Origin of the sequence: Georhizobium sp. MAB10 (assembly GCF_045012825.1) — a bacterium.
In the GTDB taxonomy this organism is placed as follows: domain Bacteria; phylum Pseudomonadota; class Alphaproteobacteria; order Rhizobiales; family Rhizobiaceae; genus Georhizobium; species Georhizobium profundi.
On record NZ_CP118314.1, the window covers coordinates 1,623,997 to 1,640,371 of the forward strand.

Below are 16,375 nucleotides of genomic sequence, written 5' to 3' on the forward strand. Positions count from 1 at the left end.
GATCGGTTGCTGACGGAGCTCTGGCGAACGGCCGGAACGCTTTTCTCGCTCGTCCCGCATCAAGGATCAGGTGACCGCATGAGGGGATCGAAGCCAAGCTTATTCCGACGCCCTTCGCTAGCAAGCATGTTTCGAATAACTATCTGGTGAGTTAGCGGGCAAGCTGGACGGAACAATGGCAGGAAGCAGAGCAGATATGACGCAGCATGACCCGGCCAAATCCGACATGGGCGAGAGCGATCTTGCCGCTTTGATAAGTCGGGCTGTCACCGGAAGAGGCCTGCCGCCTGTCGAGACGTGGAATCCGGATCATTGCGGCGATATCGACATGCGCATTGCCGCTGACGGTACCTGGTTCTACCAGGGCACGCCGATTGGCCGGGAGCGGCTCGTGCGCCTCTTTTCCACGGTCCTTCGCAAGGATGAGGACGGGCAGACCTATCTCGTCACGCCTGTGGAAAAGGTTGTCGTGCATATCGAAGATGCCCCTTTTCTTGCGGTGGAGATGAGCGCGACCATGCGCGATGGACACGAAGTGCTGACGTTCCGCACCAATGTCGGCGATCTGGTCGAAGCCGGGCCCGAGCATCCGATCCGGTTCGAGGCCACCGAACCCGATGGCGCGCTGAAGCCCTATCTGCATGTGCGGGGACGGCTAGAAGCGCTCGTCACCCGGGCCTTGACCTACGATCTCGTCGAACGCGCCGTCACGGAAGACGTGAATGGAAAGGCGACGATTTGCCTGCGATCGGCCGGCGCCGTCTTTCCGATCATGCCCGCCGCCGATCTCGCAGCTGGATGAGATCGACGATGCGTATCGATGATCCGGCGGGGTTGCATCGCTTCAGCGCCGAAACCTTCCGGCAGCGCGCGGTCCTTCACCAGCGCAGCGCAGCCGAAATCGCAGACGCGTTTCGCCACCATGGCGACCATGCCCTGAACCCGGATCTCGCAGATCAGCTCGAGGCAGTTGCGCGGCGCGATGCGGCCGTTTTGATTCCGGTGATCGATGATGGCGCAGCCGATGCGCGCCTCATCCTTACGCAGCGGGCGGGAAGCCTGCGCCAACACTCCGGACAAGTCGCGTTTCCGGGCGGCAAGATCGATCCCGAGGATGGTTCGCCCGAAGCGGCTGCCATCCGCGAAGCACAGGAAGAGATCGCGCTCGATCCCGCCTTCGTCACGCCTGTCGGTCAGTTGCCGCCTTATCTCACCATGTCGGGTTTCAGGATCATGCCGGTTCTCGCGGTCGTGAGGCCGGGATATTCGCTCGTTCCCAATCCGGAAGAAGTGGCTGAGGTCTTTGAGGTGCCGCTTTCTTTCCTTATGACGCCTGAGAATCACATTCGCGAAAGTCGGGTGTGGCAGGGGCGCGAACGCCATTACTACACAATGCCGTACGAGAATCGGTTCATCTGGGGGGTGACCGCGGGGATTTTGCGGATGCTCTATGAGAGGCTTTACGGATGACGACGGACGTTACGGGGGATGTGGCTTCCAGCGCTGAAACACTGCGCGAGGCGCCGTGGTTCAAGGCTGCCGGGGTCCAACGCGTTCTGGATCTCTTGAACGACGAGGCCGCCGATACGCGGATCGTCGGCGGGGCGGTGCGCAATGCGCTGATGGGGCTGCCGGTCGTCGATATCGATCTGGCTACGAACCTGAAGCCGAAGGAGGTCATCCAACGGGCAGAGACAGCGAAGATCAAGTCTCTGCCGACCGGTATCGAGCACGGCACGGTCACGCTGGTCGTGGACGGCCAGACCTTCGAAGTGACAACGCTGCGCACGGACGTCGAAACCGATGGGCGACGCGCCGTCGTCGCTTTCGGCACCGATTGGGCCGAGGATGCCGCCAGGCGCGATTTTACGATCAACGCGCTCTATCTCGATCGCAATGGGGGGCTTGTCGATCTGGTCGACGGGCTTGCAGACATCGAGACGAAGACAGTCCGCTTCATCGGCGACGCCGATCTGCGGATATCCGAGGATTATCTGCGCATTTTGCGGTTTTTCCGCTTCTTTGCCCATTTCGGCGGCGGACGTCCGGATGCCGATGGGATTCGTGCGGCTGCGCGCCACAAGCAAGGCATCGCCAAACTTTCGGCCGAGCGGGTGTGGGCGGAACTCAAGAAGCTTCTCGCTGCCCGCGATCCATCCCGTGCGCTGCTGTGGATGCGACAATCCGGTGTTTTGACGGAAGTCCTGCCGGAAACCGAAAAGTGGGGGATCGATTCGATCCATGGTCTCGTCCACGCCGAGGAGGCGTTCGGCTGGGAGCCGGACCCGCTCCTGCGGCTGCTTGCGATCGTGCCGCCGGACGAAGCCCGGCTGGAGGCGATGGCCAAGCGGTTGAAGATGTCGCGCGCCGAGGCGCGGCGACTGCAGGCCTATGCGCGGGCTGAAGATCCGGCCCATGGCGCAACGGACGTCGTCTTCCACAAGCATGCCTACCGGGCGAGTGGGCCCGCCTTGATGGATCGGCTCAAGCTCAAGCTCGCTTCGGCCCGGATGCGGGCGCGGTCGGAGACGGGCGCCCTTGCGGAGGCCGCCGGTTACGCGCGGCTGATCGAGCGCCTTGGAAAGTGGCAGCGGCCGGTCTTTCCGATCAGCGGAAAGGACCTATCGGATCTTGGTCTGAAGCAGGGGCCGAAGCTCGGGGCCTTGCTGTCGGAACTTGAAGAGATGTGGATTTCCAGCAATTTCATCATGACGCGCGACGACCTCCTTTCGAAGGCCGCCGCGCTGATCGCCGAAAAGGAGAGCTGATCAGCTTGCCTGACGGCTCGCTGGTCCGTCTTCTATCCGCTGCTTGATGGCGTCGACCATGGATTCGCGAATGACGATTTCGCCGTGTGTCGTGCGCATGTGGTCGACGGCGCGGCGCACGACTTCCGCTTCTTCATCAGCGCTCGTTTGCCAGGAACAGCCAGGCACGAGCGATCCGCACTGGAACGTCTTCATGATCGTTTCCTCCTCTGTCCGGAACTTGAAGACTACCAGCAAAACGCGCTGGCGCCCAATTTGTTCGTGATGGAGGATGATCGCGGTTAGGGCCAGCGCACCACCGGAGGCAGGGAAGACAGGATGGAATCGACGTTTCCGCCGGTCTTCAAACCGAAGATCGTGCCGCGGTCGTAGAGCAGGTTGAACTCGACGTAGCGGCCGCGGCGCACGAGTTGCTCGTCTCGGTCTTCTTCCGTCCAGCCCTCGTTGAAATTGGCGCGCACCAGCTTCGGATAGACGATCGCGAAAGCACGGCCGACATCCTGCACAAAGGCGAAATCCGCGTCCCAGCCGCCTTTTTCCTCGCTGGAGCGCAGCCAGTCGAAAAAGATTCCGCCAATGCCGCGCGGTTCGTTGCGGTGCTTCAGGTGGAAATATTCCTCGCACCAGGCCTTGTAGCGCGGATAGTCGGCAACCTTGTGCCGGTTGCACGCAATTTCCATCGCCCGGTGGAAGAGCTGGGTGTCGGGATCGTCCTGCGTGCGACGACGGTCGAGCACGGGGGTGAGGTCGGCGCCGCCGCCGAACCACTGGCTCGATGTGACGACCATGCGGGTGTTCATGTGCACGGCCGGTACGTTCGGATTGACCGGGTGCACGATCAGTGAAATGCCCGATGCCCAGAAGCGCGGGTCTTCCTCTGCGCCGGGGATCTGGCTGCGAAATTCGGGTGAGAACTCGCCGTAAACGGTCGAGGTGTGGACACCGGCTTTTTCGAACACGCGGCCGTTGAGGAGCGACATGACACCGCCGCCGCCCGCACCGTCGTCCCGGCTCCAAGGCGTCTGAACGAAGCGACCGGGCTCCTGATCGGAAAGCGGACCCTGAACTTCATCCTCCAGCGTTTCGAAGGCGGCGACGATCGTGTCGCGCAGCGTTTCGAACCAGGCGCGTGCGCGCACCTTTTTGCCTTCGATGTCGTCTGGATGTGTGGCCGGAAGGTCCGGTCTTTCCATAGCTCAATGCCCCCGTGTCGGCGGCTCGTCCGCCCGATGCGCAGTTTGCCCGGCAGGCCGCGATTTGCAACCGGCTTGGCACGGCCCGGCCGCGACGATTCGACTCGCTTTCGCCGATACCGATGTCTATCTTTTGATGATCAGGACTGGAAGCCGCGAGGACATGATGGTTCGTCGACAGCCGCAACCCCCGATGGAGGGCCTGCGCAGGCAGATCAGCAAGGGGCGGCGCGAAGGCGCCACGGGCTCCACGTCGACCTTCGTGCGCGAAACCTTCGTGCTGCCGCGCATGGCTGCTCGCGCCAAGGCCCGCGAATGGCTCGATACCTGGCCAAAGGCCGCCTACTGGACGGAAATCGAGACCTGGCGGCAGCTTCCCGACGACCGAATCGAATTTACCATGCGGCGCCTGCCGACCGCCGACTGATCTTTACCCCTTTGGCCTTCATTTCTATTCGGCGGCGAATGCACCCGTCTGCCTGAGGGCCTCGCCGGCGACCATCGCTGTCGAGATCGCGAGATTGAGCGATCGCATGCCGGGCTGCATCGGGATGAGAATGCGGGCGTTTGCAAGCGCGTGGACATCGTCCGGAACGCCAGCGCTTTCGCGGCCGAACAGCAGGACATCGCTCGGGTCGAACCGGAAGTTCGTGTAGCCGACGGCGCCTTTCGTGGTCGCCAGCACGAGACGCCGCTTCTCTTGCGCCCGCCACGCTTCGAAATGGTCAAAATTGATATGGCGCACGAGCGCCGCCTGCGCCGCATAATCCATGCCGGCGCGTTTCAGAGCCTTGTCCGAGAGATCGAATCCGGCGGGCTCGATGATGTGGACCGACAGGCCAAGACACGCCGCCATACGCAGGATCGTCCCCGCGTTCCCAGGGATGTCAGGCTGAAAAAGGGCGAGTGAAAGGCTATGCATGCCGTGCCGCTATGCCAGTGTCACACTGTGCTGGCAATGGGATGCGTGAGACGGCCGCGGTCGGTCTGGCGAAATCTGCATCGGCGCACTATTTGGCTGAAACATTCCTCTTGCCCCATCGGCGATCTCCCGCGCACGGCCGGGACCGAGTTCGACGGTGCCATTCCGAAGACAGTGTTCGCACCGTGTCGTCTGCCAGATCGCCTTTTGCGAGGCATTCTCCAGCGCCTGCTGGACCCATATTGAAAGATGTCTTGATGTTTTCGTGGTTCGAACGCCGTCTCAATCCTTATCCAGAGGCTGATCCGGAGCGTCCACCGCAGGGTTTCGTGGCGTTTTGCTGGCATTATTCAAAGGATGCCGCGCCTTATCTGATCGCCATGGCGTGCCTGACCGCGTTGATCGCGATCGGCGAAGTTTTGCTCTTCGGCTTCCTGGGCTCGATCGTCGACTGGCTGGCGACCGCCGAGCCTGAAGGTTTCCTTCAGCGCGAGGGTTGGACGCTGTTTGCCATGGGCGCGCTCGTCCTGGTCGGCCTGCCGACCGTCGTTCTCCTGCAATCGGTGCTCATCCACCAGACGCTGCTCGGCAACTATCCGATGATCGCGCGCTGGCAGATGCACCGCTATCTCCTGCGCCAGAGCCTGACCTTCTTCGCCAACGAGTTTGCGGGCCGCGTCGCCACGAAGGTGATGCAGACCTCGCTCGCGGTGCGTGAGACGGTGATGAAGATGCTGGACGTCTTCGTCTATGTTTCGGTCTACTTCATCTCGATGATCGTGATGATCGCCGCGGCGGATGTCCGGCTGGCGATCCCGCTGGTCTTCTGGTTGATCATCTATGTGTCGCTCGTCGTCTATTTCGTGCCGCGCATGCGGGCGGTCTCCAGCGTCCAGGCCGACGCCCGCTCGATGATGACGGGGCGGGTGGTCGACAGCTACACCAACATCTCGACCGTCAAGCTCTTCTCCCATGCCGGCCGTGAAGAAGCTTACGCGCGTGAAAGCATGGACAACTTCCTGGGAACGGTTCATCGGCAGATGCGCCTGGTGACCATGTTCCAGGTCCTGATCTACGTGAACAACGCGATCCTTGTCTTTGCGGTGGCTGCGCTTTCGATCGGCCTGTGGCTCGGCAATGCCGTCTCCGTCGGCGCGATTGCCGTTGCGATCGGTCTCGCGCTGCGCATGAACGGCATGTCGCAGTGGATCATGTGGGAAGTTTCCGCGCTCTTCGAGAATATCGGCGTCGTCATCGATGGCATGGACATGATGGCGAAGGAGCGGGACGTCGTCGACAAACCGAATGCGAAGCCGCTGCAGACGCGCAAGGGGCGCATCGATTTCGACGGCATCCGCTTCCATTACGGCAAGGACAACGGGGTCATCGAGAACCTGACCCTGTCGATCGCCGCCGGCGAGAAGATCGGCCTGGTGGGCCGTTCGGGTGCCGGCAAGACAACGCTGATCAACCTTCTGCTGCGGTTCTACGACGTGGAGGCGGGCCGTGTGCTCATCGATGGACATGATGTTTCTGACGTTACGCAGGACAGCCTGCGATCCCATATCGGCGTGGTGACGCAGGATACCTCGCTGCTGCACCGGTCCATTCGCGACAACATCGCTTATGGCAAGCCGAAAGCGAGCGATGCGGAGATCATTGAGGCGGCGAAGCGCGCCAATGCCTGGGGTTTCATTTCGGAACTGAGCGACCAGCAGGGTCGGACCGGGCTCGACGCACATGTAGGCGAGCGGGGCGTGAAACTGTCGGGCGGCCAGCGGCAGCGCATCGCGATCGCACGCGTGTTTCTGAAGGATGCGCCGATTCTGGTACTCGACGAGGCGACGTCCGCGCTCGATTCCGAGGTGGAAGCCGCGATCCAGGAGAACCTGTTCGACCTGATGGAGGGCAAGACGGTCATCGCGATCGCCCACCGCCTGTCAACGATCGCGGAGATGGATCGGCTCGTTGTGCTCGACGAAGGCCGGATCGTCGAGACTGGCACGCATGGCGAGCTGGCGGGGCGCGGAGGTCTCTATTCGGACCTGTGGTCGCGCCAGTCCGGCGGGTTCATCTCCACCGAGCCGCGACAGGACGAAGCGGCCGAATAGCCATTCCTGAGGCAAACGCACGTTCCCGCAATTGCGGGAGCGTGCCAGCGCATTATATGCGGGTCGATGGTCAAGCGCATTTTCCGGCTGTTCGAAGGCTGGGTGGATCCTTTTCGCGAAACGCAGAACCTCCAGCCGCCCTCCAGCGTGCTGGCCTTTATCTGGTTCTATATCCGCCAGGCGCGCTGGCCCTTCTTCGCCATGCTGGTGCTTGGCGGCCTCGTCGCCTTGCTGGAAGCGGCGCTCTTCTATTTCGTCGGCCGGATCGTCGATCTGCTGGACACGGTCGAGCGCGCCAGCGGCTGGGAAGGTCTGATCGCCGCGCACGGGCCCGAATTGTTGTTCATGCTGCTCGTCATCGTCGTGGCCCGCTTCGTGATCACCGCGCTGGCGGCGCTCGTCGAAGAGCAGACGATCGTGCCGGGGTTTTACAATCTCGTGCGCTGGCAGGCCTATTCGCATGTGGCGCGCCAAAGCCTCAGCTTTTTCCAGAACGATTTTGCAGGCCGTGTGGTCACGAAGGTATGGCAAGCGGGGCAGGCAACGGGCGATTTCATGGTCAGTCTGCTGCAGGTCGTCTGGTTCGTCATCATCTATACCGCCACGACCATGGCGCTGATCGCGCAGCTCGATTGGCGGCTTTCCGCCATGGTCGGGCTCTGGATCGCAGCGTTTTGCGGGCTTGCCTATTTTTTCGTGCCGCGCATCCGCCGCTGGGCGCGGGCGTCCGCCGAGGCGTCGTCGATGCTGAACGGCCGGCTCGTCGACAGCTACCAGAACATGCAGACGCTGAAACTCTTTGCCCGGGAAGACGAAAACGACCGCTATATCCGTGACGGTTTCGACCGCTTCATCGCGGCCATCATCCCGTTTACGCGAAACCTGACGGCGGTTCGCGCGACACTCGCGCTTCTGTCGGGCCTGATGATCGCGATGATCGGCGCCTTTTCGGTCCATCTTTGGTTGACGGGTGCCGTCACCAGCGGCGCGGTCGCCTTCACCATGGCGCTCGTCTTGCGGCTGAACATGCTGCTCGGCCGCATGATGACGCAGCTCAACGGCCTGATGCGCAATTTCGGCACGATCCAGAATTCGGCCGAACTGGTGGCCCAGCCGATCGGTCTCGTCGACCACGCCGGGGCGGAGACGCTCACCGTCCATCGACCGAGCATCGCGTTCGAGAACGTCACCTTCCACTATGGCAAGGGCTCGGGCGTCATCGAAAATCTGTCGCTGACGATCAAGCCTGGCGAAAAGGTGGGCGTCATCGGCCGGTCCGGTGCCGGCAAATCGACGCTGGTCAACCTTTTGCTCAGGTTCTTCGATCTGGAGGGTGGTCGCATCCTGATCGATGGCCAGGACATCGCAAAGGTGACCCAGGAAAGCTTGCGGGCACAGATCGGCATGGTCACGCAGGACACATCGCTGCTGCATCGCTCGATCCGCGACAATATTCGCTTCGGACGTCCGGATGCGGACGATGCCCTGTTGCTGAAGGCCGCGGAGCGCGCCGAGGCAGCGGGCTTCATCGGCAAGCTCGAAGATGCTCGGGGGCGCACCGGTTTCGACGCGCATGTGGGCGAGCGCGGGGTGAAGCTTTCGGGTGGTCAGCGCCAGAGGATCGCGATCGCGCGCGTGATGCTCAAGGACGCACCGATCCTCATCCTCGACGAGGCGACGTCGGCACTCGATTCCGAGGTGGAAGCCGCGATCCAAGACAATCTGGCGCGCCTGATGGAAGGTAAGACGGTGATTGCGATCGCGCACCGCCTGTCCACGATCGCGGCGATGGATCGGCTGATCGTCATGGACGAAGGCCGGATCATCGAAGACGGCACGCACAAGGAGCTCGTCGCGCGCGGCGGCCTCTATGCGGACCTCTGGTCGCGCCAGTCGGGTGGCTTCATCGCAGGAGACATGGCAGCGGAATAGGGCCACTGTTGCCACATTGTGGCGTTCGGACCGCAAAGAGCTTGTGGAACCTCAGCGTATGGGCGCGACAATCTGCCCATATGACTGTGACGAGACTGGACATAATTTGACTGTGAGCATAGAACGCGCCCAATTGACGGGCGATCGGCGAGGGCTGTCGCGCGGGGGAATTGTCTCCTGTTCCACAGGCCGCAGCCGCGTTGCTGCGACGTCCGCCATGATCATGCGCAAAGGATGTTTGAGCCGTGAGCGAACACGAAACGACAGCAGACCTCAGCGGTGAGCCCACCCGCCGGGACTTTCTTTATCTGACGACGGGCATGGTAGGTGTCGTCGGTGCGGCGGCAGTCGCTTGGCCGTTCATCGACCAGATGCGCCCAGATGCATCGACCCTCGCCCTCGCTTCGATCGATGTCGACGTTTCCGGCGTTCAGCCCGGCATGTCGCTGACGGTTCAGTGGCGTGGACGCCCTGTCTTCATCCGCAACCGTACGGAAGAAGAAGTCGCCGAAGCCCAGGCCGTCGAGCTTTCCGAGCTCAAGGATCCGACGTCGCAGAACGAAAATGCGCCTTCCGAGCCTGCCACCGATCTCTACCGTTCCGCCGGTGAAGGTCGCGAGAACTGGATCGTGATGATCGGCTCGTGCACCCATCTCGGTTGCGTGCCGCTCGGTCAGGCAGGCGATTTTGGTGGCTGGTTCTGCCCGTGCCACGGCTCGCACTATGATACCGCGGGCCGCATCCGCACCGGTCCGGCGCCGCTCAATCTGCCGATTCCCCCCTATACATTCGCGTCCGACACGATGATCACGATCGGCTGAGGCGAGGAGAGATTTCCAACATGAGCGGTGAACACTCTACCTACGTACCTGCGTCCGGCGTCGGCCGGTGGATGGACAGCCGGCTGCCTCTGCCGCGGCTGCTGCATGATTCGTTCGTCTCCTATCCGGTCCCGCGCAACCTGAACTACGCCTACACGTTCGGCGGCATTCTGATGGTCATGCTGGTCATCCAGATCCTGACCGGTATCGTGCTGGCCATGCACTATGCGGCGGAGACAGGCGTTGCCTTCGATTCCGTCGAAAAGATCATGCGCGACGTCAACTCCGGCTGGCTCCTGCGCTACATGCACGCGAACGGCGCATCGTTCTTCTTCATCGCCGTCTACATCCACATCGCTCGTGGTCTCTACTACGGCTCCTACAAGGCGCCGCGCGAAGTCCTCTGGATCCTCGGCGTCGTGATCCTGCTTCTCATGATGGCAACGGCCTTCATGGGTTACGTTCTTCCTTGGGGCCAGATGTCCTTCTGGGGTGCGACCGTCATCACCGGCTTCTTCACGGCATTCCCGGTCATCGGTGAGCCGATCCAGCAGCTGCTGCTTGGTGGCTTCGCGGTCGACAATCCGACCCTGAACCGCTTCTTCTCGCTGCACTATCTCCTGCCGTTCATGATCGCGGGCGTCGTCATCCTGCACGTCTGGGCGCTTCATGTGACGGGCCAGACGAACCCGACGGGCGTCGACGTGAAGACCAAGACCGACACGGTCGCCTTCACGCCCTACGCCACGACGAAGGATGCGCTGGCACTGGTCGTGTTCTTGGCGGTCTATGCCTATTTCATCTTCTACATCCCGAACTATCTCGGGCATGCGGACAACTACATCCCCGCCAATGCGCTGGTGACGCCGTCGCACATCGTTCCGGAATGGTACTTCCTGCCGTTCTACGCGATCCTGCGCGCCATCACCTTCAACATCGGACCGATCGACTCCAAGCTCGGCGGCGTTCTGGCCATGTTCGGCTCGATCATCGTCCTGTTCTTCCTGCCCTGGCTCGACACGTCCAAGGTTCGGTCGGCTGTCTATCGCCCGTGGTACAAGCTGTTCTTCTGGATCTTCGCCGTGAACGCCGTCTTCCTCGGCTGGCTCGGCTCGCGCCCGGCAGAAGGCTGGTACGTGACGGCTTCGCAGCTTTCCACTCTCTACTACTTCGCATTTTTCCTGATCATCATGCCGCTTCTCGGCATGTTCGAGACGCCGCGTCGCGTGCCGAATTCGATCTCGGAAGCCGTGCTTGCGAAGAAGGCTGGTGCGGGCCGACCTGCCGCAGCGCCTGCTTCGCCGGAACACCGTGGTTGACGTCCAGACGAGTCTGAAAGGAAATTCTCATGAAAATTCGTCTGGCTAGCCTTCTGTCGGCCGCCTTGGCCGTCGGTATCGCCTTCACGGCGACACTCGGCGCGCAGGCTGCGGAAGGTGAGACCCCGCATTACCCGATCAACAAGCCGCGTCACGTGGACTGGTCGTTTGCAGGTCCGTTCGGCACCTACGACAAGGGCCAGTTGCAGCGTGGCCTGAAGGTCTACACGGAAGTCTGCGCCGTCTGTCACTCGATGAACCGCGTTGCTTTCCGCAGCCTCGCCGATCTCGGCTACTCCGAAGATCAGGTTCGCACCTTCGCGGCCCAGTACGAGGTTCAGGACGGTCCGGACGCCAATGGCGACATGTTCATGCGTCCGGCAACTGGCTCCGACCACTTCCCGGCACCGTTCGCCAACCCCCAGGCCGCTGCAGCGGCGATGGGCGGCGCCATTCCGCCTGACTTCTCGTTGCTCGCCAAGGCACGCGCGGTCGAGCGAGGGTTCCCGAACTTCGTCTTCGACATCTTCACGATGTATGCCGAAAACGGTCCCGATTATCTGTACTCGCTGCTGACGGGATACACGGATGCGCCGGAAGGGGTGACGATCCCCGAGGGCACCTACTACAATCCGTACTATATCGCGGGTCCTTCGCTTGCGATGGCGCCGCCGCTCTCCGACGGGCTCGTGACCTATGACGATGGTTCGCCGGAGACGCTCGACCAGTATGCGGCCGACGTCAGTGCCTTCTTGATGTGGGCGGCCGAGCCGCACCTTGAAGATCGTAAGCAGACCGGCTTCCGGGTCGTTATCTTCCTGCTGATCTTTGCCGTGCTGTTGTTCTTCACCAAGAAAGCGGTGTGGTCGCGGACGGATCATTGATCCGGTTTCCAAAACCAGTCATTGAGAAAAAGGCGTCACAAGAGTGGCGCCTTTTTCATGTCCACCACGCGCGTGCTTCGCGCTCCGAAACGTCCCAACTGGTCTCAGATTTCTGTTTATGCGTTTTCGGGACGGCGAGCCGTTAGCCGCTCTGTCTTGTCACGCGCCACGCCCTGTAGGAGAGCTTGATGGAAAACCGCTATCGCGACCTCGTTTCGTCCATCCGCGCCATTCCGGATTATCCGAAGCCGGGCATCGTCTTCCGTGACATCACGACGCTGCTTGGCGATCCGCGGGCGTTTCGCCGGGCGGTGGATGATCTCGTGCATCCCTATGCTGGCACCAAGATTGACAAGATTGCGGGGATAGAGGCACGCGGGTTCATTCTCGGCGGCGCGGTCGCGCACCAGCTTTCGGCCGGCTTCGTGCCGATCCGCAAGAAGGGAAAGTTGCCGCACGACACGGTGCGGATCGCCTACAGCCTGGAATACGGCGTGGACGAGATGGAGATGCACCGTGACGCCATCACGCCCGGCGAGAAGGTCATCGTCGTCGACGATTTGATTGCCACTGGAGGGACGGCAGAGGCCGCCTGCAAGCTTCTGACGCAGATGGGGGCGAATATCGTGGCGGCCTGCTTCGTGATCGACCTGCCGGATCTCGGTGGCCGCAAGAAGTTAGAAGACATGGGCGTCGACGTGCGCACCCTCGTCTCCTTCGACGGTCACTAAGCTCTGCGATCTCTCAGATCTGGATCAGGACAGCGCTGTCGAATTCCATGACGCGCTCGCCTTTGGCGTTTTCGGCAAAGTTGCGCGTCTCGACGATGCCCCAGCCGGGTTTTGAGCGCAGTTCTCGCGCATTCACCACATCGCAGCCGAAGCGGATCGTCTCACCGGCGAAAACCGGCTTCAGCCAGCGCATGTTGCGGATGCCGGGGGAGGGACCGAGGATCGGCGGTGTGCCGCCTTCCGCCTTGATGCGCGCGGTCTCCTTCTCGCGGAAATCGCAGATCATGCGCATCCAGACGGCACCCGTATGCCAACCGGACGCACAGAGGCCGCCAAAGAGGCTCTCTTTCGCTGCGTCCGCATCCACATGGAATGGCTGCGGGTCGAATGCTTTTCCGAAGGCGATGATCTCTTCGGCGGTGAAGGTGTGCGTGCCGAAATCCTGACGCGCGCCGATCTCGTAATAATCAAGCGGGCTCATGCCGTGGCTCCTGCCGTGGTGTGGTCACGACGGCGGATCATGGTCGGCTGCTTCGTCTCGCAGACGAGTTCGCCGCGCTGGTTATAGAGCTTGTTTTCGATCGTCACGATGCCGATCTGGGGTCGCGACGCTGACGGGCGAGCCTCCAGCACGGTGCAGGTGCCGGTGAGCGTATCGCCGGCAAGCACGGGCTTCTTCCATTCCGCGTAATCAATGCCTGGGCCGCCTTCGGAAGCCGTGCGGCGGATCATGGCATCGTACATCATGCGGTGCAGGATGGCGCATGTGTGCCAGCCGGACGCTGCCAGGCCGCCGAGAATGCTTGCCTTGCCGGCTTCTTCGCTCAGATGCATCGGCTGCGGATCGAACTGGCGGGCAAACTCGACGATCTCTTCCGCCGAGACCGTGACCGGACCAAGCTCGAAAGAGCGGCCGGGTTCCATGTCCTCGAAATGGATGAAGCTTTGATCGTACATGGCGGGTCTGGCGGTCGCTTACGTGTTGAAGCGGAACAGGAGAACGTCGCCGTCCTGAACGACATATTCCTTGCCTTCGTCGCGCGCCTTGCCGGCTTCCTTGGCGGGCACTTCGCCGCCGAGCTCGACATAGTCGTCATAGGCGATCGTCTGTGCGCGGATGAAGCCACGCTCGAAGTCCGAATGGATGACGCCGGCGGCCTGGGGGGCCTTGGAACCACGCTTCACGGTCCAGGCGCGCGTTTCCTTCGGGCCGGCCGTGAAATAGGTGATGAGCTCGAGCAGGCGGTAGCCCGCGCGAATGAGGCGATCGAGGCCGGGCTCTTCGAGGCCCATGGCGTCGAGGAATTCGCGCGCTTCGGCTTCCGGCAGCTGGGCCACTTCCGACTCGATCGCGGCGGAGATGACCACTGCCTCGGCGCCCTGGGCGGCAGCCATCTCGGCGACAGCCTTCGTGTGCGCGTTGCCTTCCGCCGCATCGCCTTCGGCGACGTTGCAAACGTAGAGCACGGGCTTCGAGGTCAAAAGGTTGAGCGTGCGCAAGATCTTCAGGTCTTCCGCAGCCATGCCCTCGAGCAGCAGGCGCACGGGCTTGCCTTCCTGCAGAAGCTTCAGCGACGCTTCCATCATCGGCAGGAGCAGAGCGGCTTCCTTGTCCTTGCCGGTTGCGCGCTTGCGGGTCTGTTCGGTGCGGCGCTCGAGGCTCTCCAGATCGGCGAGCATCAGCTCCGTCTCGATTGTTTCGGCATCGGCGACCGGATCGATCCGGCCTTCCACATGGGTGATGTCGTCATCCTCGAAGCAGCGCAGCACGTGGACAATGGCATCCACTTCGCGGATGTTGGCGAGGAACTGGTTGCCGAGGCCTTCGCCCTTCGAGGCGCCGCGCACGAGGCCAGCGATGTCGACGAAGGAGATGCGCGTCGGGATGATCTCCTTGGATTTGGCGATCGCTGCAATCTTGCGCAGCCGCTCATCGGGCACTGCAACTTCGCCGGTGTTCGGCTCGATAGTGCAGAACGGATAGTTCGCTGCCTGGGCTGCCGCCGTCTTGGTCAGCGCGTTGAAAAGCGTCGACTTGCCGACATTGGGCAGTCCGACGATGCCGCATTTGAAACCCATGGATGGTGCGTCCGCTATTGCTTAAAAGATGATTGGGTGGCGTATGCGGGAAGGGGTCGACGATCGTCAACCGCTTTCACCGTCACTCGCCGTTCTTGTTGCCGAAGAGCCGCTTCAGCATGTCTGCCATCGGGCCGGAAACCGGCTGATTTGTGCCCATGGGGCGGTTGGCCTGTCGGATGTGGCTTTTTGCCTTGCCAGCGCCTGAAGTCTTTGCGGAAGGCGCATCGCCGGTATTTTCCGAAGAGCTGCCGATCGCGGTGGCGATCTTGTTCATGAAGCCGGCATCGTCGCCTGAGACGAGAAGCCCCGCATGGGTGCCAATCGCATCGAGCAGCGGATCGCGCCAGACTGCATCCGCCTTCGCAAAATCGCCGAGCACATGGTTGTGCACGAGCTCCTTCGCGCCCGGATGGCCGATGCCGAGGCGCACGCGGCGGTAGTCCTTGCCCACATGCGCATCGAGCGACTTGATGCCGTTGTGGCCGCCATGGCCGCCGCCGGTCTTGATCCTAACCTTGCCGGGCGCAAGGTCGAGCTCGTCATAGATCACGGTCAGCGCATCCGGGCCGAGCTTGTAAAAGCGCAAGGCCTCGCCAACGGATTCGCCCGACAGGTTCATGAAGGTCTGCGGCTTGACCAGCAGAACCCGCTCGCCGCCGATCTCGCCCTCCGCGATCTCGGCCTTGAACTTCTTCGACCAGCCGGAAAAGCCCTGAGCCCGCGCGATCGCGTCGACGGCCATGAAGCCGATATTGTGGCGGTTTGCCTGATAGCGCGAACCGGGATTTCCGAGCCCTGCAATCACCAGCATGCGCGTGATCCTTACCTTGCGGCTGTTTCAAGGTCGTATAAAGCGATCGGCCCGGAGCGCCAAGCGTCCGGGCCGACCCAAAGACAACAGGGACAAGAAGAATTACTTCTCTTCGCCGCCTTCTTCTTCTGCTTCGTCGTTCTGCTCGATGGCTTCGACTTCATCGGCTTCCGGCGCTTCCTGGCCTTCAGCTTCTTCCTCGGCCGTCAGGACAGCCGGAGCAGCGATCGTTGCGATGGTGAAATCGCGATCGGTGATCGTCGGCTCGACGCCTTCCGGAAGGGTGATGTTGGAGATGTGGATGCCGTCGCCGATTTCGAGACCGGTGAGGTCTGCAACAAAAGCGTCCGGGATCTTGTCTGCCGGGCAGTGAACTTCGACCGTGTGGCGCACGACGTTGAGGACGCCGCCTTGCTTGATGCCGGGCGAGGCTTCTTCGTTTTCGAAATGCACCGGGACTTCGACCGTGACGACCGTGTTCTTGCCGACGCGCAGAAAGTCGACATGCATGGTGAAGTCACGGACGGGATCCAGCTGGTAGTCCTTGGGGAGAACCTGGATCTTCTTGCCATCCACGTCGATCGTTGCAACCGTGGTCATGAAACCACCGCCACGGATCTTCAGCGTCACTTCCTTGGAGGGAAGCGTGATGGCCATTGGGGGCTGCTTGTCACCGTAGATGACTGCAGGGACTTTGCCGTTGCGGCGGAGTTCACGGGCGGACCCCTTACCAACCCGTTCGCGCGCCTCGGCCTTGAGCTCGTATGTGTCGCTCATGGCATTTCCTTTCGAGGTATGATC

At 61.9% G+C, this 16,375-nt stretch carries 18 protein-coding genes; 10 read left to right on the forward strand and 8 right to left on the reverse strand.

Going from position 1 to position 16,375, the window contains the following annotated elements; genetic code table 11:
* The first annotated feature begins 196 nt into the window (after positions 1-196).
* Genes PU133_RS07430 through PU133_RS07440 form a run of 3 tightly spaced genes read left to right on the forward strand, consistent with a single transcriptional unit; the run spans position 197 to position 2,768 of the window.
* Complete coding sequence (locus PU133_RS07430) at positions 197-802, forward strand: DUF1285 domain-containing protein (RefSeq protein WP_404864123.1); 606 nt, start codon at positions 197-199, stop codon at positions 800-802.
* Between the two features lie 8 nt (positions 803-810).
* Positions 811-1,470, forward strand: coding sequence for a CoA pyrophosphatase (locus PU133_RS07435; protein WP_404864124.1), 660 nt, complete (start codon positions 811-813; stop codon positions 1,468-1,470).
* The gene (locus tag PU133_RS07440) at positions 1,467-2,768 is read left to right on the forward strand and encodes a CCA tRNA nucleotidyltransferase (RefSeq protein WP_404864125.1); all 1,302 of its coding nucleotides are present in this window, start codon (positions 1,467-1,469) and stop codon (positions 2,766-2,768) included. The genes PU133_RS07435 and PU133_RS07440 overlap by 4 nt, the downstream gene beginning before the upstream one ends.
* Here PU133_RS07440 and PU133_RS07445 read toward each other — a convergent pair whose 3' ends face one another.
* Together PU133_RS07445 and hemF are read right to left on the reverse strand one after the other, a co-directional pair.
* On the reverse strand, positions 2,769-2,963 hold the full coding sequence (locus tag PU133_RS07445; protein ID WP_404864126.1) for a DUF1059 domain-containing protein: 195 nt from the start codon (positions 2,961-2,963) through the stop codon (positions 2,769-2,771).
* Positions 2,964-3,049: 86 nt separating this feature from the next.
* Positions 3,050-3,961: an oxygen-dependent coproporphyrinogen oxidase gene (gene hemF, locus PU133_RS07450; RefSeq protein WP_404864127.1), complete on the reverse strand. Its 912-nt coding sequence runs from the start codon at positions 3,959-3,961 to the stop codon at positions 3,050-3,052.
* 166 nt (positions 3,962-4,127) lie between these two features.
* Here hemF and PU133_RS07455 point away from each other — a divergent pair, with 166 nt between their 5' ends.
* Positions 4,128-4,388: a hypothetical protein gene (locus tag PU133_RS07455; RefSeq protein ID WP_126012931.1), complete on the forward strand. Its 261-nt coding sequence runs from the start codon at positions 4,128-4,130 to the stop codon at positions 4,386-4,388.
* A 24-nt stretch (positions 4,389-4,412) separates the two neighbouring features.
* On the opposite strand, the gene PU133_RS07460 is transcribed toward PU133_RS07455, so the two are convergent.
* Complete coding sequence (locus PU133_RS07460) at positions 4,413-4,883, reverse strand: tRNA (cytidine(34)-2'-O)-methyltransferase (protein ID WP_404864128.1); 471 nt, start codon at positions 4,881-4,883, stop codon at positions 4,413-4,415.
* 257 nt (positions 4,884-5,140) lie between these two features.
* On the opposite strand from PU133_RS07460, the gene PU133_RS07465 reads away from it, so the two are divergent.
* The 6 genes from PU133_RS07465 to PU133_RS07490 all read left to right on the forward strand — a co-directional run bounded on the left by PU133_RS07465 (position 5,141) and on the right by PU133_RS07490 (position 12,681).
* Positions 5,141-6,994 carry an ABC transporter ATP-binding protein gene (locus PU133_RS07465; protein ID WP_404864129.1) on the forward strand — a complete coding sequence of 618 codons (1,854 nt, stop codon included), beginning with the start codon at positions 5,141-5,143 and terminating at the stop codon, positions 6,992-6,994.
* 66 nt (positions 6,995-7,060) lie between these two features.
* Positions 7,061-8,926: an ABC transporter ATP-binding protein gene (locus tag PU133_RS07470; RefSeq protein ID WP_404864130.1), complete on the forward strand. Its 1,866-nt coding sequence runs from the start codon at positions 7,061-7,063 to the stop codon at positions 8,924-8,926.
* A 245-nt stretch (positions 8,927-9,171) separates the two neighbouring features.
* Positions 9,172-9,747 (forward strand): ubiquinol-cytochrome c reductase iron-sulfur subunit, encoded by a 576-nt coding sequence (gene petA / locus PU133_RS07475; RefSeq protein WP_404864131.1) that lies wholly within the window; start codon positions 9,172-9,174, stop codon positions 9,745-9,747.
* A gap of 20 nt (positions 9,748-9,767) precedes the next feature.
* On the forward strand, positions 9,768-11,066 hold the full coding sequence (locus PU133_RS07480; protein ID WP_404864132.1) for a cytochrome bc complex cytochrome b subunit: 1,299 nt from the start codon (positions 9,768-9,770) through the stop codon (positions 11,064-11,066).
* A 29-nt stretch (positions 11,067-11,095) separates the two neighbouring features.
* The gene (locus tag PU133_RS07485) at positions 11,096-11,950 is read left to right on the forward strand and encodes a cytochrome c1 (protein ID WP_404864133.1); all 855 of its coding nucleotides are present in this window, start codon (positions 11,096-11,098) and stop codon (positions 11,948-11,950) included.
* Positions 11,951-12,138: 188 nt separating this feature from the next.
* Positions 12,139-12,681, forward strand: coding sequence for an adenine phosphoribosyltransferase (locus tag PU133_RS07490; RefSeq protein WP_404864134.1), 543 nt, complete (start codon positions 12,139-12,141; stop codon positions 12,679-12,681).
* A 13-nt stretch (positions 12,682-12,694) separates the two neighbouring features.
* On the opposite strand, the gene PU133_RS07495 is transcribed toward PU133_RS07490, so the two are convergent.
* The 5 genes from PU133_RS07495 to PU133_RS07515 all read right to left on the reverse strand — a co-directional run bounded on the left by PU133_RS07495 (position 12,695) and on the right by PU133_RS07515 (position 16,351).
* Positions 12,695-13,162, reverse strand: a complete 468-nt coding sequence (locus PU133_RS07495) for a MaoC family dehydratase (protein ID WP_404864135.1) — start codon at positions 13,160-13,162, stop codon at positions 12,695-12,697.
* Positions 13,159-13,638: a MaoC family dehydratase gene (locus PU133_RS07500; RefSeq protein ID WP_126009168.1), complete on the reverse strand. Its 480-nt coding sequence runs from the start codon at positions 13,636-13,638 to the stop codon at positions 13,159-13,161. Before PU133_RS07500 ends, PU133_RS07495 begins: the two co-directional genes overlap by 4 nt.
* 18 nt (positions 13,639-13,656) lie before the next feature.
* Positions 13,657-14,760: a redox-regulated ATPase YchF gene (gene ychF / locus PU133_RS07505; protein WP_404864136.1), complete on the reverse strand. Its 1,104-nt coding sequence runs from the start codon at positions 14,758-14,760 to the stop codon at positions 13,657-13,659.
* An 82-nt stretch (positions 14,761-14,842) separates the two neighbouring features.
* Positions 14,843-15,574 carry an aminoacyl-tRNA hydrolase gene (gene pth, locus PU133_RS07510; RefSeq protein WP_126009172.1) on the reverse strand — a complete coding sequence of 244 codons (732 nt, stop codon included), beginning with the start codon at positions 15,572-15,574 and terminating at the stop codon, positions 14,843-14,845.
* A 102-nt stretch (positions 15,575-15,676) separates the two neighbouring features.
* A complete protein-coding gene (locus PU133_RS07515; protein WP_404864137.1) occupies positions 15,677-16,351 on the reverse strand; it encodes a 50S ribosomal protein L25/general stress protein Ctc in 675 nt (224 codons plus the stop codon).
* Between the last annotated feature and the right edge of the window lie 24 nt (positions 16,352-16,375).